Origin of the sequence: Luteolibacter sp. SL250, assembly GCF_026625605.1 — a bacterium.
GTDB lineage: Bacteria > Verrucomicrobiota > Verrucomicrobiia > Verrucomicrobiales > Akkermansiaceae > Luteolibacter.
Genome location: NZ_CP113054.1, coordinates 4,622,894 through 4,644,880 on the forward strand (window position 1 = coordinate 4,622,894; position 21,987 = coordinate 4,644,880).

Below are 21,987 nucleotides of genomic sequence, written 5' to 3' on the forward strand. Positions count from 1 at the left end.
TTTGCCGGCATCGTGGAGAAATCATCGGCGATGATTGCCGCCCCTGCCATGGGAAGGGAGAGAACAAGGAGTCCAAGGATCTGTGAGGTGATTTTCATAACGAATGACGGCTCGCCACGAGCCTAGTTGCCTGCAATTATAACAGGAAGCCAAAAATGCCCTCGATTGCCCGGAAATCTGCGACAACTGGCTGAAAATGGCAATGGGCGACCAATCATTGGCAAGTCAATGTGCCAGTTCATCAGCATCCTGTTCGCGTTTGCCCTCTCCGTCGGTTCCCAAGCGAGGGCCGGTCTCAGCCAGCTTCTCGGGAAGGCGGAACGTGGTGAACCGATCTCCGTCGTCTTTTTCGGAGGTTCATTGACCTTCGGCGCGAATGCAAGCGACCCTGGAACGACCAGCTACAGGGGGCTGATGATGGAATGGTTGCGTTCGCGCCATTCCTCCACACCCTTCACCTTCCACGATGCCTCCGTCGGGGGAACAGGTTCCCAGCTCGGGATGTTCCGGCTCGAAAGGGATGTCCTGCGCCACAATCCGGATCTGGTTTTCCTGGATTTCACGGTCAACGATGATGCCGAAGGCACCGATGTCCAAACGCTCGCTTCCTATGAGCGGATCGTCCGCACCCTGGTGGAAAAAGAGGTGACGGTGGTGCCGGTTCTCATGTTGTTCAGGTGGCACGCTGAGAAACCGGACATCATTTCTCCCCGGCACGCGGACCATCGCAGGCTCGCGGAGGCATATGGGTTGCCGGTTGCGGATGTCTGCGGTGCCATCCAAAAAATGGCAAAAGCGGGAATGAATCCGGCCGAAATCTGGAACCTCGGGGACGGCGCCCACCCCGGGGACGAAGGCTACCGCCTCTTCTTTGGGATCGTAAGGGACACCTTTGAAGCCGCCATCAAGGACCGGAGACCGCAGTCGGCCCCACCTTCGACCATCTTTGACGACCTCTACCCGAAACACAACCGCGGGCTTCTCGCCGGACATCTTCCTTCCGGCTGGAGGATGAAGAAAACCTGGCGGACCGCCCTGTGGTACGACGGTCTGTCGAGCCGCTGGATGGGGGATGTGGCCACGGCTTCAGCCAAGGAAAAGTCCGGAGCGCTCGAAATTGGTTTCGAGGGATCGATGGTGGGGTTTTTCGGTGAACGGAACGGCCTCACTCCCCCTGTCCGGATCTGGATCGACGGCCAGCCGGTCCTGCCACCGCAGGCAAAGGATGGGGATACCCTCTGGCGTCTCGACACGTCGCGCTTCGCCCCGCCGAAGAAGGGCAGCGGGAACCTTTTCGTGTGGCAGCCCATCGCGAGGGATCTGCCGGATGGAAAACACACGCTCCGCATCGAACCGGTGTGGGATGGCGCGGATCCGGATGCGGAGCTCCGCATCGAAAGCATTTGTTCGGCGGGCCGGTGATGACGCGGCGATCACTTCCTCACCACCCAGATGTTCCGGTAGCGGACCGGGTTTCCATGGTTCTGGAGATGGAACGGACCCGGCTCCGCGGTTTCCTTCAACTGTGCGCCGCCGGTGGTTCCGGGCAGGTCGAGATTTTCATGGATGACCACGCCGTTGAGCTTCGCGGTGAGTTTCGCGTTGGAGGTCTTCTTGCCCTCCGCATCGAACTTCGCGGCGGTGAAGTCGATGTCATAGGTCTGCCAGGTCAGTGGAGAAAAGCACATGTTCAGCTTCGGCGCGGCGATCTTGTAGAGTCCGCCGCATTCGTTGTCTTTTCCCTCCAGACCAAAGCTGTCGAGCATCTGGATCTCGTAGCGGCCCTGCACGTAGAGGCCGCTGTTCCCCCGTCCCTGCCCCCGGGCGGATGGCATGTAGGGCAACCGGAACTCGATGTGGATCGAACAGTCGCCGAACTTTTCCGAACTCGTCGCACCCTGCGTCAGCAGTCCGTCAGGCGTCACCATCGCTCCCGGGAAATTGTTTTCCTTCCCGTCGAACAGCACCACCGCACCTGCCGGAGGGGCGGCGCCCAGCGTCGGCGACTTGCGGTCCACGCGCTCCAGTTCCGCGACCTGACCCGCGTCTTTTTTGGAAACATGGATCTTCACCCCATCCGCTTCACCCACCACGTCATCGTGTTCGAACCTGACGGAAACCGCCCCTTCGCCGCGCTGTCCCTTGCTCCGGACGATCTTCGCCCGGTCACCGTCCCATCCGTCGCCCGGCAGTCCGCCGGGATATCCCACTGCCTCGAACTCGCCCCGGCCCAATGCGATGATCTGCACGCCGAATTTCGAACCATCCATCTCACCCACGTATTCGCCCTGAAAAGGAAAATCCTCGTCCGTGGCGGAGGGGTTGTCATAGGCCAGCGGCTTCACCGGCTTTTCCGGAGCTGCGGGCGCGGGAGCCTGCGCGTGGATCTGGAGCGGAACGAGGGCCAGCGAGAACAAGAGGGCTTTCGGAAACATATGAACTAAACGCTTCATCCGTGCGGAACTTTCCACAATCATCGATCCAACCCATGCGACTTCCCGCATTTCTCCTTTCCATCCTGGCGACCCCGCTGAATGCAGGCCCGGATGGCGCCGCCCTCTACCAGCAGCACTGCGCGATGTGCCATGGCCAGGAGGGACTGGGGATGCCTGGTGTCTTTCCTCCGCTGGCGAAGGCCGACTTCCTGGTGAACGAGCGGGAAAGGGCGTTGAAAGGACCGCTGGAGGGCCTAAGCGGAAAGATCACCGTCAACGGGCAGGAATACAACGGAGCGATGCCACCCGCCTTTCTGGATGACGAGCAGCTCAGCGCCGTCTTCAACCATGTCTTCACCTCCTGGGGCAACGTGGTGAAGCAGACGAGCCCGGAGGAAATCACCGCCATCCGGGCGACGGGCAAGTTCCCCACCCTGGACGCGCTGAAGGCATCCATGGTCGGGGACAAACTGCCCGATCCCCCTGCCGGATGGAAGCTGGCGGTGGGCGGCGAGTTGTCCTTCTCCCCTTCCCGGCTCGCGCTCCATCCGGATGGCCACCAGGTCATCGTCCTCTCCACCCGTGGCGATGTCTGGCTGTGGAAGCCGGGCACCACGGACCTCACCCCGCTTTTCCGGAACGAGACCTACATCGACGCAAACCTGGGCGACCAACTGGTGATGGGCATGGCGATGGACACGAAGGGACGGCTCTACATCGCCAGCAACCAGTGCAACAAGAACGCCTCCCCGGTGCGGAATGAGATGACCATCTTCCGCACGGAGGCCTGGTCCTCCGCCAAGGAATGGGCGGCACCCAAGCCGTGGTTCAAAACCCAGGCACCCTACGGCATCGGACCCTACAACCATGGCCTGTCCCACCTCGCCCAAGGACCGGATGGTTTCCTCTATGTGAACAGCGGTGCGCGCACGGACAGCGGCGAAGCTGGCACCCAACCGAACTACGCGACAACCGGCGAGGAGCCCACCACCGCGGTGATCTGGAAGATGGACCCGGAGGCGGAGAAGCCGGAGATCGAAATCCTGGCCAGCGGCCTCCGCAACAACTACGGCTTCTGCTGGGATGATGACGGCCACATGGTCGCCACCGAGAACGGGCCGGATGCCCATGCGCCGGAGGAACTGAACCTGATCGAAAAGGGCAGGCACTATGGCTTTCCCTACCAGTTCTCCGACTGGACGGAAAAAGCCTACCCCCACACCGCTGACGTGCCTCAGGGGCTGGAGATCACCCATCCTTTCAGGAACAAGGGACCGCACGGTGGCAGCGGGCTTGCCAGCTTCGACCCGCACTCCTGCCCCAGCGGCATCGTCTGGCTGGGGGAAGAGTGGCCCGCGCCATTCGGCGGCAGCTTTTTGACGACCCGGTTCGGCAACCTGCTCAAGCTGGACGGCGGGGATGTCGGCTTCGACCTGTTGCAGCTCCATGTCGATTTCAAGGACCGCAGCTTCACCTCGAAGCGCATCCTGTCCCCGCTGGGCAGACCGGTGGACATCCTGAAGTTGCCCGGCCAACGCCTGCTCGTCGCGGAGTACAACCGGGCCACCACCCTCGCCGCCGGCATGGGAACACCCGGCCGCCTGCTGCTGCTCCAACCGGAGAGATAGCGAAGACTGTGAGAGTTTGGGCGGGGTGATCCCACCATGGGCAAACAAGCTCCGGCCTTCGGTGGACTTCCCCCCAGCCGAATTTCTCACGAAATTCGCTACGCATCCAGCAGCGGCTTCAGACGGGTGAGGATCTTCGGCACTTCCTCGTGCGGGTTCTCCTCTTCTTCGTATTCGAGGGTGAACCATCCCTGGTAGTTCGCTTTCTTCAGGATATCGAGCACGCGCGGGATGTCCGTCTCCTCCTTCTTCGGCGCGCCCTTCTTTTGGAGCATCATCTTCAACTGCACGTTCACCGCATAGGGGGCGATCTTCTCCAGATCCGCATAGGGGTCCTCCGTCTTGAAGTTGCCGCTGTCCAGATTGACGCCCGCCCACTTGCTGTCCGCCGCGCGGACCAGCCGCACGATGGCATCCGCCTCCGCGACGATGCCGTGGTGATTCTCCAGCCCGAGGAACACGCCTTTTTCCGAGGCGAGCTCCAGGCACTCCGCATAGCACTCGAGGAAATTCTTCTCCGCTTCTTCCTGCGTGCTGCCCTTCTGCACGTCACCGGCGAAGATCCGGATGTGCGGCGCGCCCATCACGGATGCGTGGCGGATCCAGGTTTTCACATACTCCACCTGCTCCCGGCGTTTGGGCCCTTCCGGGTGGGTGAAGACGTTGCCCACCGCCGTTCCCGCGATGGCAACCCCGCGCAGGTATGCGTGGCGCTTGATCTCCAGCAGGTATTTTTCATCCACATCCGGAGGGAAGAAGTAACTGGTCAGCTCCGCACCCTGGAAGCCGTGGTCCGCGCAGAAGTCGATGAAGTCGAAGAGACCCCAGGATGGCCAGCCCTCCGGTGCGGTGACCGCCTTCCCCTTCATCCACTTCATGCTCTTGCGGAATGAATAGGCGGCCAGGCCCAGCACCAGCCTCGGCTTGCCCTTGCGGGAGATAGGCTCGATCGCGCCGAGTTGCGGGATTCCGGAACAGGCGGCCGCCAGGGTAAGGAAGGTTCTCCGTTTCATGACGTTGATACTGGAACGCACCGCCGGACATTCCAGAGAAAAGAGGAAACGACCGGGGATTTGCAATGGGGCCGTTCCACGCCGAGTCTGCCCCATCATGGAAGCGCTGACGCCGTGGAATGAAACTCTCCCAGCCCTGTGCGAAGTGGGTGTCTGGACTTCCATCCACGAGGCCCACGAACATGCGCTGGTGCTTCTGGCCATGGGATGGGACTGCAGCGTCCATCCTGTGTCGGACGGCTATGCTTTGTTCACCGCGGCCGGTGACGCGGAGCATGCCTCGCGAGAACTCGGACTATATGCGGCAGAACAGTCCCGCGAAACTCCCCTGCCGGAACCGGCGGTCGCGGATCATCCCGCTGGCATCATGTGGCTTCTGGCATGGGGGATCATCCTGACCGCGGTCTTCTCCAGGCAACTGGCGGATCCCGCCCTGACGGACCGGTTCAGCAACTCCACCGTCCCTCTTCTGGAACAGGGAGAATGGTGGAGGCCGTTCACCGCTCTCTTTCTCCACGGTGATCTGGCCCACCTTCTCGGGAATCTCCTGATCGGGGGACTTTTCTGCATCATGGCTGCGAAGTCACTGGGAGCATGGAAATCATGGCCGCTGATCCTGCTGGGCGGGACCGTCGGAAACCTTGTCAATGCACTCTTCCACCAGGGAGAATCCTTTTCGTCCATCGGTGCTTCGACCGCGACTTTTGCCGCGCTCGGACTTCTGGTCGGACTGGCACTCGCCAACGAAACACTGAAAGGACGCTATCTGAGGCTGAGATCGCTCGCGGTCCCATTGATCTCAGGTTCCCTGATCTTCAGCATGTTCGGCACGGCGGGTGAAAACACGGATGTCAGCGCCCATGTGTGGGGCGGGCTCTCCGGGGTGGCGCTGGGTGCGTTCAGCGGATGGCTGGAACGGGCATCCAGACGGGATCAGGACCGGAATGAACTGACCTGTCGCTGCATGTCCGCCGGACAACCCAGGATCGGCTGACCCGCAGCGTCACTCACCAGGCAGGTAGACCCAGCATCTCCGGCTCCGCGAGGCGGGGCCGGTCGGTGAGGATCTCCGGCTCGCCGGCGGTGATGAGCACGGTATGCTCGAAGTGCGCGCTCGGTTTCCGGTCCTCAGTGATGACGGTCCAGCCGTCGTCCAGGATCCGGACACCAGCGACGCCTGCATTCACCATCGGCTCGATGGCGAGCGTCATCCCCGGCATCAGCGTCGGAGACTTTCCCTGCGGACGGTAGTTGGGGACCTGCGGTTCCTCATGCAGTCTGCGGCCGACGCCATGGCCCACGAATTCGCGGACAATGGTGAACCCGCGGGGCTTCACGAACTCTTCGACGGCACCGCAGAGATCCGCCAGCTTCGTGCCTGCGCGGGCGAACTTAATGGCTTCGTAGAGCGATTGCTCGGTGACGGCGAGGAGGCGCTTGGTTTCCAGAGGAATGTCCCCCACCGCGACGGTCGTCGCATTGTCCCCGATGAAGCCGCTCTTCACCACACCCACATCAAGGCTGATGATATCACCCGGCAGGAGGCGGCGCGGGCCACCGATGCCGTGCACGACTTCCTCATTCACGGAGATGCACATGTTCCCCGTGTAACCACGGTAGCCGAGGAACGCGCTCTTGCAGTCATGCTGGCGCATCAACTCCCGGGAAAGCGCATCCAGATCACCGGTGGTCACACCGGGCTTCGCCGCCATGGCGACTTCATGCAGGATCTTCGCCGCGATGGAGCCGGCCACCCGCATGCGCTCGATCTCCTTGGCGGTCTTGATGGGAATGCGCTGACGGAATGACACGATGGGAAAAATGTTCAGTTCGGGGCCTCCGCAGAGGCGAAAGAGGCGAGGATGTCCGCAGCAACCTGGTCCTGCGGAGCGGTGGCGTCAACGGCATGCAGGATGCCCGCGCGGCGGAAGTGTTCGATGGCCGGACCGGTCAGGGTTGTGAACTCGGAGTGCCGGTTGCGGAAGTTCTCCTCGTCGTCGTCCGCACGCGGACCGGCGGGGGATCCGCACTTCGGGCACAGTTCCCCGGAGACGAGCTGCGATTTCTGGCCGGACCAACGGCATGCGGGACACTCCACCCGGTTCCGGGTGCGTTCCAGCAGATCTCCGAACGGGACTTCAAGGGAGACCGCGGCATCCAGGGAGTGCCCGTGGTCCGCCAACCATTCTTCCAGGAACAGGGCCTGCGGGAGACTGCGGGGAAAACCGTCCAGCACCCATCCGGCATCGTTTTTCCGCTCCAGCCAGTCGGCCAGAATCGGATTCATGAGATCGTCCGGCAGATAGCCGCCGCGGGCGAGGATCGGCTCTGCCTGCCTGCCAAGCTCCGTGCCATTCTCCACCTGCTCCCGGAGCAAGGCCCCGGTGCTCAGATAGCCAAGCCCGAAGGCCTCCGCCAGCCGCCTGCCCTGGGTGCCTTTGCCGGAGGCGGGAGGACCCAGGAGGACGATGCGGGAAGGTCTGGGGGCGGGGGCGCTCAATGCGTCTTGTTGTAGATGACGATGGTGCCGCCGACCACGATGATGATGGCGATGACGACCCAGAGGAAGACGATGGCGGTCTTCGGAGCGCTGCCACCACCCGCATTGGCGAGGCGGTCATAGCGGCCCTTGAGTTTGCCCTTCCGGAGGAAGCCGTCGTAGTGCTTCTGCAGGAGTTGGGTTTCAACCTGGCGCATCACGTCAAGAACGACACCCACCATGATGAGCAGCGAGGTGCCGCCGAAGAACTGGAGAACCAGCGAGCCGGGCGGCAGGCCGACGGCCTTGCCGACGCCCACAGGAAGGACGAAGACGATGGCGAGGAAAATGGCGCCCGCGAAGGTAAGGCGTGCCATGGTGAAATCGAGGAAGTCTGCTGTCGGCTTGCCGGGACGGACGCCCGGGATATACCCGCCGTTGCGCTTCAGGTCCTCCGCGATCTGCGAAGGCTGGAACATCATGGCCACCCAGAAATAGGAGAACAGGAAGATACCCACACCCCCGAGGATGTAGTAACCCGTACCGCCGCCGGAGAGCTGGGCATAGAGGTTCTTCGCCCAGGCCGCGTCCGGGAAGAACCACTGCAGCATCATCGGCGGAAGGGAAAGGACAGCCGTAGCGAAAATGATGGGCATCACGCCGGCATAGTTGACCTTGAGAGGGAGATACTGGGTCTGGCCGCCGAACTGTTTCCGGCCTACCACGCGCTTCGCATACTGCACCGCGATGCGGCGCTGGGCCTGCGTGAGGGCGATGGTGGCGGCGATGACAAACAGCAGGAGAGCGATCATCACCACCATCATGATGGAGAGGTAGGCGCTGTTGCCTTTGACGAAATAGTTCCAGGCTTGGATCAGCGCGCCAGGAAGTGCGGCGATGATGTTGACCGTGATGATGATGGAGGTGCCGTTGCCGATGCCTTTTTCCGTGATCTGGTCACCGATCCACATGAGGAGGACGGTTCCCGCGACGATGGTGATGATGGTCAGGGTGAACCACCAGATGTCGGGGTTCGGCACCAGCGTACCGAACTTCTCGATGCCCTGCATGTAGGGGATATTCCCCGGATCCGTCAGCGTCTTGGCGACGAAGAAGCCCTGAACAAGGGCGATGGCGATGGTGATGTAACGCGTGTATTGCGTGATCTTCTGACGTCCGCCGTCCTCACGGGCGAGACGGGAAAGCTTCGGCACCACCGCGGTCATGAGCTGGACCATGATGGATGCGGAAATGTAAGGCATGATGCCGAGGGCGAAGATACCCGCCTGCTGGAGACCACCACCGGAGAACACCTGGAGCATCGCGGTGATGCCACCCGCCGGATTCGTCGGATCGGCGTTCTGGACACTGTCCAGATAGGCCTTGATGACGGAGGCATCCACCCCAGGAAGGGTGATGTGGACACCCAGACGGATGATGACGATGAGCGCGAGGGTGAAAAGGATCCGGTCACGGAGTTCCGGAATTTTCCAGGTGTTCGCAAAGGCAGAGATCATAGGGAGGTAGGAGAAGAAATGACGCGGGCGTTATAAAGACGACGAGGAAGCGCGCAAGCGCTTCCTCGCCGGAAAACAAGACTGATCCCGAAGGATATCAAGCGGGGACCTGGACGGAACCACCGGCTTTTTCGATCTTCTCGCGGGCGGAAGCGCTGGCCTTGCCAACCACGAGGGTCAGGGCCTTTTCGATTTCGCCGTCGCCGAGCACCTTGACGATGTCACAGCGGTTGTTGAGGAGACCAGCAGCGCGGAGGGCCGCTTCATCGACGGTGGCACCCGTCTCGAAGCAACGATCCAGATCACCGACGTTGATCACGCCGGTTTTGTCGCGGAAGTCGTAGTTGTTGAAACCACGCTTCGGCAGACGACGGTGAAGTGGCATCTGGCCACCTTCGAAGCCGACACGGGTGCCGGAGCCGGAGCGTGCTTTCTGACCTTTGTTCCCTTTGCAGGAGGTCTTGCCGTGGCCGGAGCTCTCACCGCAGCCAAGACGCTTGTTGCGGTGTTTCGCACCCGGGTTGGGCTTGAGATTGTGAAGTTCCATAAGATTCAAAAGATATTGGTGATTGGTTGATCGGAGATCGGGGCGGTCACCCCAATCTCCAATGTCTCATCTCAAATTGCCTTCTCCTTCTTCGCCTTGCCACGTCCGGAGAGGATCTGGTCGCGGGTGCGGAGGGAGGTGAGGGCCTTGAGGGTCGCCTTGACCACGTTGGCGTGGTTGGAGGAACCCATCGACTTGGCGAGGACGTCACGGATGCCGACCGCTTCGCAGACGGCACGGACACCACCACCGGCAATGATTCCGGTACCGGGGGAGGCGGGCTTCAGGAGCACCTTGCCACCGCCGAACTCGGCGTAGATCTCGTGAGGGATCGTGCCATCGACGATGCTCATTCTCTTGAGCTGCTTGCGGGCGCTCTCGCTGGCCTTCTTGATCGCGTCGGCGACTTCGTTGGCCTTGCCGAAACCGAGGCCAACCTTGCCACCCTTGTCGCCGGAGACGACAAGAGCGGAGAAGCTGAAGCGACGGCCGCCTTTGACGACCTTGGCGCAACGGTTGATGAAGACGACCTTTTCGGAAAGTTCGTTGCCGTCGGCGTCCGTCGGAGCCTGGCGTTCTTCACGGCGTGGGCCGCGTGGACCGCGGTTGCCACCGCCGAAGCCACCTTGGCCGCCACCGTAGCCGCCTTGGCCGCGATTGCCTTGATAGCCACCGGATTGTTGGGGTGCCGGTGCGGCACCGCCGGATGGAGCGTTGTCTGGAGTAATTGCCATTTACGTGGGAAGCTTAGAATTGGAGGCCGCCTTCACGCGCTGCATCGGCGAGGGCTTTGACTTTTCCGTGGTAGAGGTGACCGCCGCGGTCGAAGACGACGGCGCTGATGTTCGATCCCTTCGCGCGCTCCGCGATCAGGGCGCCGACTTTCTGGGCGCTGGCGACGTTCGAGGAAGCGTTCTCGATCGACTTGTCCATGGTGGACGCGGAGATGAGAGTCTTGCCCGCGGAGTCGTCGATGACCTGGACGTAGATGTGCTGGTTCGAATAGTAGATGGCGAGGCGAGGACGGTCGGCGGTGCCGGTGACCTTGCGGCGGATCCGCTTGTGGATGCGTTGGCGGATGCCCTTGCGATTGATGGTGCTCATATGGCCGGAATGGGGTTGGTGTTGGTTGCGGCGGGCTTATGTTATTTACCGACGCTCTTGCCTTCCTTGCGGCGGATGTGTTCACCGGCATACCGGACGCCCTTGCCCTTGTATGGCTCCGGCGGATAGTAGCCACGGACCTCGGCGGCGAACTGGCCGACGAGCTGCTTGTCGATGCCTTCCACCTTGATCTTGGTGTTCTCGTTCACCGTCACGGTCAGACCGGCCGGGATGGGGTGGAGAAGCGGGTGGGAGCGACCGAGGGAAAGGTCCAGGTCCTTGCCCTTGACGGCGGCCCGGAGACCGACACCGTGGATTTCAAGGTCCTTGACGAAGCCCTGGGAGACGCCGTGGATCATGTTGTTGATCAGGCTGCGGGCGGTGCCGTGGAGGGCACGGACCTGACGCTGCTCCGAAGCGCGGGAAACGACAACGCTGTTGTCCTCATTCTTCAGGCTGATGCCTTCCGGGAGGGTGAAGTCGAGTTTGCCCTTCGGGCCTTCGACGGTGACGTTGCGGCCGTCCAGCTTGACGGCGACTTTTTCTGGAAGAGTGATTGGCTTGAGACCGACTCGTGACATGGTATTGGTTCCTTTCGCGAGTTAGGGGTTACCAGACGGTGGCGAGCAGCTCGCCGCCGACATTCTGACGCTTGGCGGATCCGCCGGACAGCACGCCTTTCGGGGTCGAAAGGATCGAGATGCCGAGGCCGGACATGACACGTGGGACCTCACCGGCACCGACATACTGGCGGCGGCCAGGCTTGGAAACACGCTTGAGATCGGTGAGGACCGGACGGCCATCGACGAACTTCGGTTTCACCTTGAGCTCGGTGCGCTCGCCGGTGACGACTTCATAGTTCCAGATGTAGCCTTCCTCCTGGAGGATCTTGGCGATGTCCGCCTTGATGCGGGAGTAGGGAGCGGTGAATTCCTCGTTGCCGGCACGGGCCGCGTTCTTGAAACGGGTGAGGAAGTCAGCGATTGGATCGGAGAGAACTGCCATGGTAATGGATTCCTTTGAAATGTTGTGGGGTTATCCGATTACTCGGCGGCTGCGACGGCCTCTTCGGCCTTCTTGGCGTCGCGGAAAGGCAGTCCGAGCTCGGTGAGAAGGGAGCGTCCTTCTGCATCGGTCGGGGCGGAGGTGACGAAGATCAGGTCAAAACCGATCTGGCGCTTGATCTGGTCGATCTCGATTTCCGGGAAGATGCTCTGGTCAGCGATGCCGACGGCATAGTTGCCGCGTCCGTCGAAGGACTTGGAGGAGATACCACGGAAGTCCCGGATGTTCGGGGAGGTGATGTTGATGAAGCGGTGCAGGAACTCCCACATGCGCTGGCCACGGAGGGTGGCACGCGCGCCGAGGGCTTCACCCTCACGGAGCTTGAAGTTCGCGACGGCCTTCTTCGAGAAGGTGATGGACGGGCGTTGGCCGGTGATCTTGGCGATCTCGTTCACGGCGTCGTCCACGGCGACCTTGCGGTCGGGGGCCTTGCCCATGCAGGAGGTCACGACGATCTTCTCGAGACGCGGGACCTGGTGTGGATTGGCGTAGCCGTGCTTCTTGGTCAAAGCCGGCACCACCTTATCCTTGTAGTGCTTCTGTAGTGCGTTGGTGCTCATGTTTTCAGCGGGTCAGCGTCTGCGCGACGCTTAAGCGCGGGCAGGGACGTTTCCGTCTCAGCCCAGTTTCTTGACGTTGGAGATGTGGATGGAACCGTCGATGGTCTTCAGACCACCATCGGGCTCTTGTTCGGAACGGCGGATCGCCTTCTTGACGGGACGGACGCCTTCGACAACGACGGTGTTCTTGGCCGCGTTGACAAGGGTGACGGTGCCGGTCTTGCCCTTGTGGCTTCCGGCGATGACCTGGACTTGGTCACCTTTTTTTACGTGAGTCTTGCTCATGTGGAGATGGTTTCGGTTGGGATTCGTGCGGCGCGGGGCGGCGTCTTAGAGCACTTCGGGCGCGAGGGAAACAATTTTCATGAATTGTTTTTCGCGGAGCTCACGGGCGACGGGTCCGAAGATCCGGGTACCACGCGGGTTGTTGTCCTTGTCGATCACGACGATCGCGTTGGAATCGAAGCGGAGGATGGAGCCATCCGGGCGGCGGATGGGGTAGGCGGTGCGGACCACCACAGCCTTGACGACGCTGCCTTTCTTGACCGAAGCGGTCGGGATGGAATCGCGGATGTGGGCGGTGATGACATCACCAACCTGGGCGGTACGGGTGCGTTTGCCGAGCACGCCGATCATTTTTGCGCTGCGGGCGCCGGTGTTGTCGGCGACGTCGAGCATGGTTTCCATCTGGATCATGGCAGTAAATCTAAGGAATTGGTTGTGTAGGAAGGTGAAGATGCGGAGCGGAGCGCCGCGGATCCCGGATCAGTGGGAAAGAACTTCGGCAAGGGCCCAGCGCTTCAGCTTGGAAAGCGGCTTGGTTTCAACGATGCGGACGCGGTCGCCGATTTTGGCCTGGCCGCTCTCGTCGTGCACGTAGTACTTCTTGGACCGTTTGACGATCTTGTTGAACTTCGGGTGCGGGACGCGGGCGACGTGCTCGACGACGAGGGTCTTCTCCATTTTGTCGGAGACGACGACGCCGACACGGGTCTTGCGAAGGTGCGGTTGGGATTCCTGAGTGTTCTCGCTCATGGTGCGTTCAATTTAAGGGGCTTGGTGGAATCAGGCGCCTTTCTTGGCGTTCTGGGCGGTGAGGATCCGGGCGGTGTCACGGCGGACCTGCGTGATGCGGGCCGGGTTCTCCAGTTGGCCGGTGGCGCGCTGGAGGCGGAGGTTGAGGGCTTCCTGCTTGAGGTCGCGGAGGTTTTTGGCGAGCTCGTCAGCGGAGAGCTGGTTGATTTCTTTGCCTTTGTTCTTGGCCATGGTCGGACGTTGGTTGGTGGTTGGCTGCCGGATCAGGCGTGCGGATTGCGGGCGATGAGGCGGGTGCGGAGGCCCAGCTTGTAGGAGGCGAGGCGCATCGCTTCCTTGGCAGCGGACTCGGTCACGCCACCGACCTCGAAGAGGATGTTGCCAGGGCGGACGACGGCCACCCAGCCGTCCACGGCACCCTTACCTTTACCCATCCGGGTTTCCGGCGGGCGGGCGGTGATGGACTTGTGCGGGAAGATCCGGATCCAGACCTTGCCCTTCCGCTTCAGGGAGCGGTTGATCGCGATACGGCAGGCTTCGATCTGGCGGTTGGTCATCCAGCCGCGGTCGAGCGTCTGAAGGCCGAAGTCACCGAAGGCGACGGTGGTTCCGCGCTGGGCGTTACCTGCGCGGCTTCCGCGGTGGCTCTTGCGGAACTTGGTTCGTTTGGGCATCAAAGGCATGGCTCGGTCCTCCTAAAAGTGTGATGTGTTGTTGGAAATTGGTTCGTCGGAACAGGAATCAGTTGCGGTTCTGGGGGGCACCACGGCGGTCGCCACGGTCACCACCACCACGGCGGTCACCGCCACGGTCGCCGCGTTCGCGGCGCTCACCACGCTCACCGCCAGGGCGGCTGCCGTCGTCTTCCTTCTTGTTGATCCAGCACTTGACGCCGATGATGCCATAGACGGTGCGGGCTTCGGCGAAGCCGTAGTCGAGAGGCACGCGGAGGGTCTGGAGAGGCACCTTGCCTTCACGGTAACCTTCGGCACGGGCGATGTCAGCACCACCGAGACGGCCTGCGACGCGGAGGCGGATGCCTTCCGCACCGAAGTCCATGGCGGTCTGCAGGGCACGCTTCATGGCGCGGCGGAAGCTGATCCGGCGCTCAAGCTGGACGGCGATCTGCTCGGCGACGAGCTGGGCGTCGAGTTCCGGCTTGCGGATCTCCACGATGTCGATCTTGACCTGGGCACCTTTTGCGAGGTCGGTGATGTCCTTGGTCATGACCTCGATCTCCTTGCCCTGGCGGCCGATGATGAGGCCCGGACGGGAGGTGTGGAGGGTCACGCGGACACTGTTCCAAGCACGCTCGATCACGACGCGGGAAAGACCGGCGTTCTGGAGCTTGTTCTTGAGGTAACCACGGATCGCGAGGTCCTCGTGGAGTTTGTCAGTGAAGTCCTTGCCACTGGCATACCACTTGGAGCGCCAGTCTTTGCTGACGGCGAGACGGAATGCGATCGGATTTACTTTCTGGCCCATGGTCGGTGATGGATAAGATTAAAGGGGATCAGGCTTGCTCTTCCGCGGCGGCTTCAGCGGCTTCGGGAGCTTTTTCGGTTTTTTTGGCGGCCGCCTTGCGGGCGGGTTTCTTTTTCTTCTCAGGGGCGGAACCCACGAGCGTGATGGAAATGTGGCTGGTGCGCTTCAGGATCGGGCCGGCGGAACCCTTCGCCCGTGGGCTGAAGCGGCGGAGCGTCGGGCCGGCGCCGATGACGGCTTCCTTGATGACCAGGGAGTTGGTGTCGAGCGAGAAGTTGTTCTCAGCATCGGCGATGGCGGTTTTGAGGGTCTTGCCGATGAGGGTCGCCGCCTTCTTCGGGGTGTAGGTGAGGATATCGAGGGCGCTCGACACGGGGAGGCCTTGAATTTCACGGGCTACGTCACGCGCTTTCTGAGGCGAGAGACGAACGAATTTAGTGGTGCTCTTGACTTCCATGGTCGTGTCAACGGTGAGTGGTTACTGCGCGGATGCTTGTAGTTCGAGAATGGCGAGGTCGCCGGGGCGGGGAGTTTCGTTTGGCGTGTCCAGTCTTTCGACGAACGCGCCGCAGACGCCCTTGCGGACGTCGGCGATGATGGCTTGGCCGTAGGGCTGCTGTCCCCGGCTGAGTCGGAAAGTCATGCCGATTTTCGCACCCTGGGTCTCCCCGAGGTTGAGAACGAGCATGCCACTTTCCTGGTCGAGGCTGACAACGCGGGCTTCCTGAAGTGACCCGGTGCGGACATCGGGGCGGGGCTTCTGGCGTAGTCCGAGGACGTCGTCAAGCTCTCTTAGCGAAGTTTCCAGACGAAGCAGTGCGTCCGGGTCTGAGACCACCGCCTTGCTGCGGTAGTCGGTGATGGTTGAGACGAGGCGCATCACGGCACTTTCGAGCCGGGTGGTGCGTTCGTTTGCGATCTGGAGATCCGCGGCGGCCTGGACGAGGCGGTCATTCCCGCCGTCGAGGAGGTTCTTGCCGAGGGCTTCCAGACGGTCGCGGACCTGGGAGAGTTGCTCCGACGCCTGCTTCTCGCCTTTGTTTGATTCGGCGAGGGCGCGCTGGAGGGCGACATTCTGCTCCCGCAGGTCGAGGATGGTTTCCTGGAGTTCCTCCACGGTGGCCTGCCGCTGGGCCGCGGCAACACCCGTCCCGGCCAGCAGCCCGAGGGCGGCGGCAAGTGTCGGAAGTTGGCGGACGGCGAACATGGTCGTGGAGGATTCTGACAGGAAGACGGATTACTTCTTACCGATACCGCCGTGCTGGCGGAAGATGCGGGTAGGAGCGAATTCGCCGAGCTTGTGGCCGACCATGTTCTCGGTGACATACACCGGGACGAAGGTCTTGCCGTTGTGGACGGCGAAGTTGTGGCTGACGAAGTCCGGGGTGATCATCGACTTGCGGCTCCAGGTTTTGATGGGCTTGCGGTCGGATCCGGCTTCGGCAACGGCGTCGATCTTCGCGAGAAGCTTCTGATCGACGAACGGGCCTTTCTTGAGTGAGCGTGGCATGGGAAACGTGCTGTGGTTGAAGGTTCGGGAAGTGGATTACTTCTTCTTGTGGCGGGACTCGACGATGAACACGCTGGTGCCCTTCTTCGGCTTGCGGGTCTTTTCGCCCTTGGCGTGGCCCCATGGGGAAAGAAGGTGCTGGCGGCCACCACCGGACTTGGAGCGGCCTTCGCCACCACCGTTCGGGTGATCAACCGGGTTCATGGTCATACCGCGGACGGTCGGACGGACACCCTGCCAGCGGGTGCGGCCCGCTTTGCCGGAAACTTCGTTCATGTGGTCGCGGTTGCCGACCTGGCCGACGGTTGCGAACACGTCCAGATGGAAGCGGCGGATCTCACCGGATGGGAGCTTCACCAGCGCCCACTCGTCGTCACGGTTGGAGAGGACGGCGAACTGGCCTGCGGCACGCACGAGCTTGCCACCGGTGCCTGGGGTCAGCTCGATGTTGTGGATCGAGGTGCCGAGCGGGATGGACTTGAGCGGAAGGGCGTTGCCTGCCTTTGGAGCGGCGTTCTGGCCGGCGGACACCTTGCCACCAACTTCCAGGCCGATAGGGGCGAGGATGTAGGACTTCTGTCCGTCGGTGTATTGGATGAGGGCGATGCGGCAGGTGCGGTTCGGATCATACTCGATGCCGAGCACGGTTGCCTCCACGTCGCGCTTGGTGCGGCGGAAATCAACGATCCGGTAGTGGCGCTTGTGGCCACCGCCGATGTGGCGGGTGGTGATGCGGCCGGTGTTGTTGCGGCCACCGCTGCGCTTCAGGGGCGTGAGGAGGCTTTTCTCCGGGGACTTCTTCGTGATCTCATCGAACGAAGGAAGCTGCTTGTAACGCTCCGGCGGGGTGTTTGGCTTGAAAGTCTTGAGTGGCATGACTCGCTGAACGGTTGAGTGTTGCGGTTAGAAGTAGCCCGGATCAGATGAGATCGAGGGTTTCGCCTTCCTTGAGGCGGACGATGGCTTTTTTCCAGCTGCTGGTGCGACCTGCGTCGGCGCGGCGCTTGCGGCGCTCCTTGCCGTCGTAGTTGGCGGTGCGGACGGAGACGGCGGTCTTGCCGAGCAGTTCCTTCACAGCCTGCTTGATCTCCACCTTGTTCGCGCTGCGGTCCACTTCGAGGGTGATCTCGTTGTTGGACTCCTGCAACATGGTGGCCTTCTCGCTGAGGCGGACGTTTTTAATAACCTGGTAAATGTCTTTCATGGTCTCGGTTTCTGGTCCGGGGTTCAGGCGGTGCGGAATGCGAGGGTGCTGACAGCGTCACCCACGAGGATGATGCTGCGGGCGAGGAGGAGCTGCTCGACGTTGAGGTCGGAAGCGCTCACAAGCTGGGTCCAACCCACGTTGCGGGCGGCGAGGCGGGTCTTGTCGTCGAAGTTGCCGACGATGAGCACTTTGTCGTTCGGGGTGATCGCCTCGACGGCGGCCACGAAGTCCTTGGTCTTGCCGCCGATGCTGAAGCTTTCGACGGTGGACACCTTGCCGGCGCGGACGGAGTCACCCAGCACGCGGCGCAGGGCGAGCTTGCGGACCGACTTCGGCACATCCTTCGAATAATCACGCGGGCGTGGGCCGAAGACAACGCCACCACCGACAAAGATCGGAGCGCGTTTGTCACCGTGACGGGCGTTGCCGGTGCCCTTCTGCTTGTAGATTTTCTTGTTGTTGCCGGAAACTTCGCCACGCGTCTTGGTGTTGGCGGAGCCGGTGCGGCGGTTGGCGCGGTAGGCGGTCACGAGGTCGTGGACGGCCTGGCGTCCGCGCTCCTGGCCGACGAGGACGACGTTGGCGGCCTGGGCGTCTGCTTCGGTAAAGGTCTTGGCTGACATGACTTAAAAGGCTGGTGAATGTTCAGGGGAATGTCCGGATCACGCGGACTTCTTCTTGGCGGGGCGGATGGTGAGGTAGCCGCCCTTCGCGCCCGGAACAGCTCCGGAGACGAGGATGACTCCGTCGTCCTTGCGGACGGCGACAACTTTGAGGTTCTGCACCGTGCGTGGCACGTTGCCCATGTGGCCGGGCATCTTCTGGTTCTTCCAGACGCGGCCCGGGGTGGAGCGGCAGCCGATCGCACCGGTCCGGCGGTGCATCATGGAACCGTGGGTCATGCGGAGACCGCCGAATCCGTGGCGGCGCACGGCGCCTTGGAAGCCACGGCCCTTGCTGGTGCCGATGACGTCAACCCACTGGCCTTCGCTGAAGGTGTCCAGGCCGGGAAGCTCGGTCGGCAGCTCAGCGCCGCGCTCGAAACGGAACTCCTGCACGAAGCGCTTCGGAGCGGAACCGGCTTTCTTGAAGCGGCCGAGATCCGGCTTGGAAACGCGCTGTTCCTTCTGGTCGTCGAAGCCGACCTGAACGGCGGTGTAGCCGTCGGTCTCGACGGTTTTGGACTGGAGGAGGGTGTTGCCGGCGACGTCGATGACGGTGACGGGGATCATGGCCTGCGTGTTCGAGTCGAACAGGCGGGTCATACCGAGTTTTTTACCAAGAAGGCCGAGTGACATTGCGAAAAGGAAATTGGAGATTAGGAATTGGAGATTTCGGAACGGAGGAACCGGAAATCAGATGCGGATGGTGATGTCGACACCGGCTGGCAGGTTGAGCTTCTTCAGCTCATCAACGGTGCGGGCGGTTGGATCGACGATGTCGAGGAGGCGCTTGTGGGTGCGGATCTCGAACTGCTCGGCGGACTTCTTGTTCACGTGGACGGAACGGTTGACGGAGAATTTCTCGATGCGGGTCGGCAGCGGGATCGGGCCGGCGACGCGGGCACCGGTACGCTTGGCGGTCTCCACGATCTCCGCGGCGGAGCGGTCGATGGCGCGGTGGTCATAGGCGCGGAGGCGGATGCGGATCTTCTGGTTTTCCATGAGGAGATGTTGGTGCGTGTGTTGATTAACTGTCAGTTTTCAGGGCGAGTGATCGGTTCAACCAAGGCGGTCGCTGGCGATCTCTTCGACGATATTGTTCGGGACCTGCTCGAAGTGCGATGGGGTCATCGCATACGAGGCACGCCCCGAAGAAAGGGTGCGGACGGCGGTGGAGTAGCCGAACATCTCCTTGAGGGGGACGTTGGCATGGACGATGGACAACTTTCCCTTCGACTCCGTGTTCTGGATCTGTCCCCGGCGGCGGCTGAGGTCGCCCATGACATCGCCCTGGTAGTCGTCCGGAGTGGAGACTTCCACGGCCATGACCGGCTCGAGGAGGATCGGCTTCGCCTTCTTGAAGGCGTCCTTCATGGCGAAGATGGCCGCCATGGTGAAAGCGTTTTCGTTGGAATCAACGTCGTGGTAGGAACCGTCGAGGATCTCCACATGCACGTCGATGACCGGGTAGCCTGCGACGACGCCGTTGGTCATGGCCTCGTTCACGCCCTTCATCACGGCGCCGATGTATTCCTTCGGGATGGTGCCACCGACGACCTTGTTGTCGATCGTGAGGCCCTTGCCCTTTTCGTTGGGGGCGATGGAAAGGACGACGTGGCCGTATTGGCCGCGGCCGCCGGATTGCTTGACCAGCTTGCCTTCGCCACCGGCGGCGGCGGTGATGGTTTCGCGGTAGGCGATCTGCGGGGCGCCGGTGTTCGCCTCAACCTTGAACTCGCGGCGGAGGCGGTCGACGATGATCTCCAGGTGGAGTTCACCCATGCCGGAAATGATGGTCTGACCCGTCTCCTCGTCGGTCTTGACCATGAAGGTTGGATCCTCTTCGGAGAGGCGGCCGAGAGCGAGGGCGAGCTTCTCCTGGTCAGCCTTGGTTTTCGGCTCGACGGCCATCGAGATGACCGGTTCCGGGAAAGTGGGGGGTTCGAGAACCACGTCGTGCTTCTCAGCGGCGAGCGTGTCACCGGTGGTGACGTTCTTGATGCCCACCATGGCGGCGATGTCGCCGGAGTAGCAGGCCTCGATGTCCTTGTGTTCGTTGGCCTGGATCTGGATCAGGCGGCCGACGCGCTCCGACCGGCGGGTGCGGGGGTTGTAGACCGTGTCGCCTTTCTTGACGACGCCGGAATAGACACGGAAGAAAACCAGTTTTCCGACGAACTTGTCAGCCCACAGCTTGAAGGCGAGGGAGACGAACTTCTCGTTGTCGGAGGTGATAACCTCGATCTTGTGCTCCTCGTTGTCCGGATCCATGCCGATGGCGGCGGGGATATCAAGCGGGCTCGGGAGGTAGTCGACAACGGCGTCGAGCAGGTATTGGACGCCTTTGTTCTTGAAGGCGGAGCCACCGGCAACGGGAACGAGCTTGTTGGCGATGGTGGCGCGGCGGATGCCGTTCTTGAGATCTTCGAGCGAGATGGCTTCCTCGCTCAGGAATTTTTCACCGATGGAATCATCGACATCGGCGACGGCGTTGAGGAGTTCGTCGTAGGCCTCTTTACAGAGTCCGATCTGGTCGCCTTCCAGATCCTTGACGGTGTAGGTGGAGCCGAACTTGTCGTCGTCGGAGAAGTAGACGGCCTTCTGGTTCACCACGTCGATCTGGCCCTTGAGGTTCTCTTCGGAACCGATCGGGATCAGGATGCGGACGGCATTGGCTCCCAGTTTCTCGCGGACTTCCTTGACGACATTTTCGAAGTCAGCCCCCACGCGGTCCATCTTGTTGACGAACACCAGGCGTGGGACGTTGTACTTGGTGGCTTGGCGCCAGACGGTTTCGGTCTGGGGCTGGACACCGGCGACGGCGTCAAAGACGACGATCGCACCATCAAGCACCCGGAGTGAGCGTTCCACCTCGGCGGTGAAGTCCACGTGGCCGGGGGTGTCGATGATGTTCACCCGGTGTTTCTGCCCCGGGAAGAGCTTGGTCACACCAGCCTCCTCGTGCTGCCACCACTCGGTGGTGACGGCGGCGGAGGTGATGGTGATGCCGCGCTCGCGCTCCTGCTCCATCCAATCGGTCGTTGCCGCACCGTCGTGCACCTCACCCAGCTTGTGGATCATGCCCGTGTAGAACAGGATCCGCTCGGTGAGGGTCGTCTTGCCCGCGTCAATGTGCGCGGCGATCCCGATATTCCGGGTGCGCTCGAGCACGTATTGGCGGTTTGGACTGTTGGGGTTCACGACGGGATTTCGCTGGAGCGCTTGTCAGTCAGATCAGAAGCGGAAGTGGGCGAAGGCGCGGTTGGCCTGTGCCATCTTGTGGACGTCGTCACGCTTGCGGACTGCGGAGCCCTGGTTGTTCGCGGCGTCCTTGATCTCGTTCGCCAGAGCAACGTGCATCGGGGTGCCTTTGCGGTTGCGGGCGTATTGGACGAGCCAGCGCATGGCGAGGGACTCGGAGCGGTCAGCGGCAACCTCAAGCGGCACCTGGTAGGTCGCACCACCGACACGGCGGGACTTGACCTCAACGCGTGGCTTGGCGTTTTCGACGGCACGGGTGATGACTTCAAGCGGATCGACGGTGTCGATGCCTTCGTTCGCACGGTCGATCGCAGCGTAAACGATGCGTTGTGCGAGGGAACGCTTCCCGTCGCGCATGATTTTGCTGATGAGGTGACCAACGAGCGGGCTGGCGTAGCGGGCATCGCTGCGGTCGGGCTTGGTGAAGATGCGCTTGCGGCGTGGCATGGCAGTAAAAAGGTAAGGTTGAGGACGTGAAA

General features: G+C 61.9%; 29 protein-coding genes and 1 pseudogene. 3 read left to right on the forward strand and 27 right to left on the reverse strand.

Annotated features, from left to right (window positions below; genetic code table 11):
* The first annotated feature begins 228 nt into the window (after window positions 1-228).
* Window positions 229-1,422: an SGNH/GDSL hydrolase family protein gene (locus OVA24_RS19985; RefSeq protein WP_267671919.1), complete on the forward strand. Its 1,194-nt coding sequence runs from the start codon at window positions 229-231 to the stop codon at window positions 1,420-1,422.
* An 11-nt stretch (window positions 1,423-1,433) separates the two neighbouring features.
* Here OVA24_RS19985 and OVA24_RS19990 read toward each other — a convergent pair whose 3' ends face one another.
* The gene (locus OVA24_RS19990) at window positions 1,434-2,435 is read right to left on the reverse strand and encodes a 3-keto-disaccharide hydrolase (RefSeq protein WP_267671920.1); all 1,002 of its coding nucleotides are present in this window, start codon (window positions 2,433-2,435) and stop codon (window positions 1,434-1,436) included.
* A gap of 53 nt (window positions 2,436-2,488) precedes the next feature.
* On the opposite strand from OVA24_RS19990, the gene OVA24_RS19995 reads away from it, so the two are divergent.
* Entirely contained in the window at window positions 2,489-4,063 is a 1,575-nt protein-coding gene (locus tag OVA24_RS19995) for a PQQ-dependent sugar dehydrogenase (protein ID WP_267671921.1), read from the forward strand.
* 98 nt (window positions 4,064-4,161) lie between these two features.
* On the opposite strand, the gene OVA24_RS20000 is transcribed toward OVA24_RS19995, so the two are convergent.
* Window positions 4,162-5,076, reverse strand: coding sequence for a sugar phosphate isomerase/epimerase family protein (locus OVA24_RS20000; RefSeq protein WP_267671922.1), 915 nt, complete (start codon window positions 5,074-5,076; stop codon window positions 4,162-4,164).
* A gap of 97 nt (window positions 5,077-5,173) precedes the next feature.
* Between OVA24_RS20000 and OVA24_RS20005 the strand changes: the two genes are divergently transcribed.
* Window positions 5,174-6,070, forward strand: a complete 897-nt coding sequence (locus tag OVA24_RS20005; protein WP_267671923.1) for a rhomboid family intramembrane serine protease — start codon at window positions 5,174-5,176, stop codon at window positions 6,068-6,070.
* 13 nt (window positions 6,071-6,083) lie between these two features.
* Here the strand turns inward: OVA24_RS20005 and map are convergent, their stop codons facing one another.
* The 25 genes and pseudogenes from map to rpsG form a co-directional block, all read right to left on the reverse strand.
* The gene (gene map, locus OVA24_RS20010; RefSeq protein ID WP_267671924.1) at window positions 6,084-6,887 is read right to left on the reverse strand and encodes a type I methionyl aminopeptidase; all 804 of its coding nucleotides are present in this window, start codon (window positions 6,885-6,887) and stop codon (window positions 6,084-6,086) included.
* A 14-nt stretch (window positions 6,888-6,901) separates the two neighbouring features.
* On the reverse strand, window positions 6,902-7,576 hold the full coding sequence (locus OVA24_RS20015; protein ID WP_267671925.1) for an adenylate kinase family protein: 675 nt from the start codon (window positions 7,574-7,576) through the stop codon (window positions 6,902-6,904).
* A complete protein-coding gene (secY, locus tag OVA24_RS20020) occupies window positions 7,573-9,072 on the reverse strand; it encodes a preprotein translocase subunit SecY (RefSeq protein ID WP_267671927.1) in 1,500 nt (499 codons plus the stop codon). The genes OVA24_RS20015 and secY overlap by 4 nt, the downstream gene beginning before the upstream one ends.
* Before the next feature lie 97 nt (window positions 9,073-9,169).
* The gene (gene rplO / locus OVA24_RS20025) at window positions 9,170-9,619 is read right to left on the reverse strand and encodes a 50S ribosomal protein L15 (RefSeq protein ID WP_267671928.1); all 450 of its coding nucleotides are present in this window, start codon (window positions 9,617-9,619) and stop codon (window positions 9,170-9,172) included.
* A gap of 71 nt (window positions 9,620-9,690) precedes the next feature.
* Entirely contained in the window at window positions 9,691-10,353 is a 663-nt protein-coding gene (rpsE, locus tag OVA24_RS20030; RefSeq protein ID WP_345783390.1) for a 30S ribosomal protein S5, read from the reverse strand.
* Window positions 10,354-10,366: 13 nt separating this feature from the next.
* Window positions 10,367-10,723, reverse strand: a complete 357-nt coding sequence (gene rplR / locus OVA24_RS20035) for a 50S ribosomal protein L18 (protein WP_267671929.1) — start codon at window positions 10,721-10,723, stop codon at window positions 10,367-10,369.
* Window positions 10,724-10,764: 41 nt separating this feature from the next.
* Entirely contained in the window at window positions 10,765-11,304 is a 540-nt protein-coding gene (gene rplF / locus OVA24_RS20040) for a 50S ribosomal protein L6 (protein ID WP_267671930.1), read from the reverse strand.
* A gap of 28 nt (window positions 11,305-11,332) precedes the next feature.
* Window positions 11,333-11,728, reverse strand: a complete 396-nt coding sequence (rpsH, locus tag OVA24_RS20045; RefSeq protein ID WP_267671931.1) for a 30S ribosomal protein S8 — start codon at window positions 11,726-11,728, stop codon at window positions 11,333-11,335.
* 38 nt (window positions 11,729-11,766) lie between these two features.
* Window positions 11,767-12,348 carry a 50S ribosomal protein L5 gene (rplE, locus tag OVA24_RS20050; protein ID WP_267671933.1) on the reverse strand — a complete coding sequence of 194 codons (582 nt, stop codon included), beginning with the start codon at window positions 12,346-12,348 and terminating at the stop codon, window positions 11,767-11,769.
* 57 nt (window positions 12,349-12,405) lie between these two features.
* Entirely contained in the window at window positions 12,406-12,633 is a 228-nt protein-coding gene (rplX, locus tag OVA24_RS20055; protein ID WP_267671935.1) for a 50S ribosomal protein L24, read from the reverse strand.
* A gap of 45 nt (window positions 12,634-12,678) precedes the next feature.
* Window positions 12,679-13,044: a 50S ribosomal protein L14 gene (gene rplN / locus OVA24_RS20060; RefSeq protein WP_267671936.1), complete on the reverse strand. Its 366-nt coding sequence runs from the start codon at window positions 13,042-13,044 to the stop codon at window positions 12,679-12,681.
* A 69-nt stretch (window positions 13,045-13,113) separates the two neighbouring features.
* Window positions 13,114-13,383 (reverse strand): 30S ribosomal protein S17, encoded by a 270-nt coding sequence (gene rpsQ / locus OVA24_RS20065; RefSeq protein WP_267671937.1) that lies wholly within the window; start codon window positions 13,381-13,383, stop codon window positions 13,114-13,116.
* A 30-nt stretch (window positions 13,384-13,413) separates the two neighbouring features.
* On the reverse strand, window positions 13,414-13,614 hold the full coding sequence (gene rpmC / locus OVA24_RS20070) for a 50S ribosomal protein L29 (protein WP_267671939.1): 201 nt from the start codon (window positions 13,612-13,614) through the stop codon (window positions 13,414-13,416).
* 32 nt (window positions 13,615-13,646) lie between these two features.
* Window positions 13,647-14,066 carry a 50S ribosomal protein L16 gene (gene rplP / locus OVA24_RS20075; RefSeq protein ID WP_267671941.1) on the reverse strand — a complete coding sequence of 140 codons (420 nt, stop codon included), beginning with the start codon at window positions 14,064-14,066 and terminating at the stop codon, window positions 13,647-13,649.
* 58 nt (window positions 14,067-14,124) lie between these two features.
* Window positions 14,125-14,868, reverse strand: coding sequence for a 30S ribosomal protein S3 (gene rpsC / locus OVA24_RS20080; protein ID WP_267671942.1), 744 nt, complete (start codon window positions 14,866-14,868; stop codon window positions 14,125-14,127).
* A 124-nt stretch (window positions 14,869-14,992) separates the two neighbouring features.
* Window positions 14,993-15,325 (reverse strand): annotated as a pseudogene (rplV, locus tag OVA24_RS20085) (50S ribosomal protein L22); the annotation flags it as partial.
* A gap of 21 nt (window positions 15,326-15,346) precedes the next feature.
* Window positions 15,347-16,075, reverse strand: a complete 729-nt coding sequence (locus OVA24_RS20090; RefSeq protein ID WP_267671944.1) for a hypothetical protein — start codon at window positions 16,073-16,075, stop codon at window positions 15,347-15,349.
* Between the two features lie 30 nt (window positions 16,076-16,105).
* On the reverse strand, window positions 16,106-16,378 hold the full coding sequence (gene rpsS / locus OVA24_RS20095; RefSeq protein ID WP_267671945.1) for a 30S ribosomal protein S19: 273 nt from the start codon (window positions 16,376-16,378) through the stop codon (window positions 16,106-16,108).
* A 36-nt stretch (window positions 16,379-16,414) separates the two neighbouring features.
* Window positions 16,415-17,254, reverse strand: a complete 840-nt coding sequence (rplB, locus tag OVA24_RS20100) for a 50S ribosomal protein L2 (RefSeq protein WP_267671946.1) — start codon at window positions 17,252-17,254, stop codon at window positions 16,415-16,417.
* A 43-nt stretch (window positions 17,255-17,297) separates the two neighbouring features.
* On the reverse strand, window positions 17,298-17,582 hold the full coding sequence (rplW, locus tag OVA24_RS20105) for a 50S ribosomal protein L23 (RefSeq protein ID WP_267671947.1): 285 nt from the start codon (window positions 17,580-17,582) through the stop codon (window positions 17,298-17,300).
* Window positions 17,583-17,605: 23 nt separating this feature from the next.
* Window positions 17,606-18,208, reverse strand: coding sequence for a 50S ribosomal protein L4 (rplD, locus tag OVA24_RS20110; RefSeq protein ID WP_267671949.1), 603 nt, complete (start codon window positions 18,206-18,208; stop codon window positions 17,606-17,608).
* 39 nt (window positions 18,209-18,247) lie between these two features.
* Window positions 18,248-18,883 carry a 50S ribosomal protein L3 gene (gene rplC, locus OVA24_RS20115; RefSeq protein WP_267671951.1) on the reverse strand — a complete coding sequence of 212 codons (636 nt, stop codon included), beginning with the start codon at window positions 18,881-18,883 and terminating at the stop codon, window positions 18,248-18,250.
* Window positions 18,884-18,940: 57 nt separating this feature from the next.
* A complete protein-coding gene (rpsJ, locus tag OVA24_RS20120; protein WP_200270320.1) occupies window positions 18,941-19,249 on the reverse strand; it encodes a 30S ribosomal protein S10 in 309 nt (102 codons plus the stop codon).
* A gap of 57 nt (window positions 19,250-19,306) precedes the next feature.
* Entirely contained in the window at window positions 19,307-21,448 is a 2,142-nt protein-coding gene (gene fusA, locus OVA24_RS20125; RefSeq protein ID WP_324287878.1) for an elongation factor G, read from the reverse strand.
* Window positions 21,449-21,481: 33 nt separating this feature from the next.
* A complete protein-coding gene (gene rpsG / locus OVA24_RS20130; protein WP_267671953.1) occupies window positions 21,482-21,955 on the reverse strand; it encodes a 30S ribosomal protein S7 in 474 nt (157 codons plus the stop codon).
* Between the last annotated feature and the right edge of the window lie 32 nt (window positions 21,956-21,987).

What these genes read in the sequence shown, in the direction of transcription:
- rpsJ (WP_200270320.1), bottom strand. Translation starts at nt 19,249, where the DNA reads ATGGAAAACCAGAAGATCCGCATCCGCCTCCGCGCCTATGACCACCGC.
- rplD (WP_267671949.1), bottom strand. Translation starts at nt 18,208, where the DNA reads ATGTCAGCCAAGACCTTTACCGAAGCAGACGCCCAGGCCGCCAACGTC.
- rplW (WP_267671947.1), bottom strand. Translation starts at nt 17,582, where the DNA reads ATGAAAGACATTTACCAGGTTATTAAAAACGTCCGCCTCAGCGAGAAG.
- rplX (WP_267671935.1), bottom strand. Translation starts at nt 12,633, where the DNA reads ATGAGCAAGACTCACGTAAAAAAAGGTGACCAAGTCCAGGTCATCGCC.
- rplC (WP_267671951.1), bottom strand. Translation starts at nt 18,883, where the DNA reads ATGTCACTCGGCCTTCTTGGTAAAAAACTCGGTATGACCCGCCTGTTC.
- OVA24_RS19990 (WP_267671920.1), bottom strand. Translation starts at nt 2,435, where the DNA reads ATGTTTCCGAAAGCCCTCTTGTTCTCGCTGGCCCTCGTTCCGCTCCAG.
- rplN (WP_267671936.1), bottom strand. Translation starts at nt 13,044, where the DNA reads ATGATCCAGATGGAAACCATGCTCGACGTCGCCGACAACACCGGCGCC.
- rplF (WP_267671930.1), bottom strand. Translation starts at nt 11,304, where the DNA reads ATGTCACGAGTCGGTCTCAAGCCAATCACTCTTCCAGAAAAAGTCGCC.
- rpmC (WP_267671939.1), bottom strand. Translation starts at nt 13,614, where the DNA reads ATGGCCAAGAACAAAGGCAAAGAAATCAACCAGCTCTCCGCTGACGAG.
- OVA24_RS20090 (WP_267671944.1), bottom strand. Translation starts at nt 16,075, where the DNA reads ATGTTCGCCGTCCGCCAACTTCCGACACTTGCCGCCGCCCTCGGGCTG.
- rplP (WP_267671941.1), bottom strand. Translation starts at nt 14,066, where the DNA reads ATGCCTTTGATGCCCAAACGAACCAAGTTCCGCAAGAGCCACCGCGGA.
- rpsQ (WP_267671937.1), bottom strand. Translation starts at nt 13,383, where the DNA reads ATGAGCGAGAACACTCAGGAATCCCAACCGCACCTTCGCAAGACCCGT.
- rpsH (WP_267671931.1), bottom strand. Translation starts at nt 11,728, where the DNA reads ATGGCAGTTCTCTCCGATCCAATCGCTGACTTCCTCACCCGTTTCAAG.
- rpsC (WP_267671942.1), bottom strand. Translation starts at nt 14,868, where the DNA reads ATGGGCCAGAAAGTAAATCCGATCGCATTCCGTCTCGCCGTCAGCAAA.
- rplR (WP_267671929.1), bottom strand. Translation starts at nt 10,723, where the DNA reads ATGAGCACCATCAATCGCAAGGGCATCCGCCAACGCATCCACAAGCGG.
- OVA24_RS19985 (WP_267671919.1), top strand. Translation starts at nt 229, where the DNA reads ATGTGCCAGTTCATCAGCATCCTGTTCGCGTTTGCCCTCTCCGTCGGT.
- OVA24_RS20000 (WP_267671922.1), bottom strand. Translation starts at nt 5,076, where the DNA reads ATGAAACGGAGAACCTTCCTTACCCTGGCGGCCGCCTGTTCCGGAATC.
- rplE (WP_267671933.1), bottom strand. Translation starts at nt 12,348, where the DNA reads ATGAGCACCAACGCACTACAGAAGCACTACAAGGATAAGGTGGTGCCG.
- secY (WP_267671927.1), bottom strand. Translation starts at nt 9,072, where the DNA reads ATGATCTCTGCCTTTGCGAACACCTGGAAAATTCCGGAACTCCGTGAC.
- rpsG (WP_267671953.1), bottom strand. Translation starts at nt 21,955, where the DNA reads ATGCCACGCCGCAAGCGCATCTTCACCAAGCCCGACCGCAGCGATGCC.
- rpsS (WP_267671945.1), bottom strand. Translation starts at nt 16,378, where the DNA reads ATGCCACGCTCACTCAAGAAAGGCCCGTTCGTCGATCAGAAGCTTCTC.
- OVA24_RS19995 (WP_267671921.1), top strand. Translation starts at nt 2,489, where the DNA reads ATGCGACTTCCCGCATTTCTCCTTTCCATCCTGGCGACCCCGCTGAAT.
- rplB (WP_267671946.1), bottom strand. Translation starts at nt 17,254, where the DNA reads ATGCCACTCAAGACTTTCAAGCCAAACACCCCGCCGGAGCGTTACAAG.
- rpsE (WP_345783390.1), bottom strand. Translation starts at nt 10,353, where the DNA reads ATGGCAATTACTCCAGACAACGCTCCATCCGGCGGTGCCGCACCGGCA.
- OVA24_RS20005 (WP_267671923.1), top strand. Translation starts at nt 5,174, where the DNA reads ATGGAAGCGCTGACGCCGTGGAATGAAACTCTCCCAGCCCTGTGCGAA.
- rplO (WP_267671928.1), bottom strand. Translation starts at nt 9,619, where the DNA reads ATGGAACTTCACAATCTCAAGCCCAACCCGGGTGCGAAACACCGCAAC.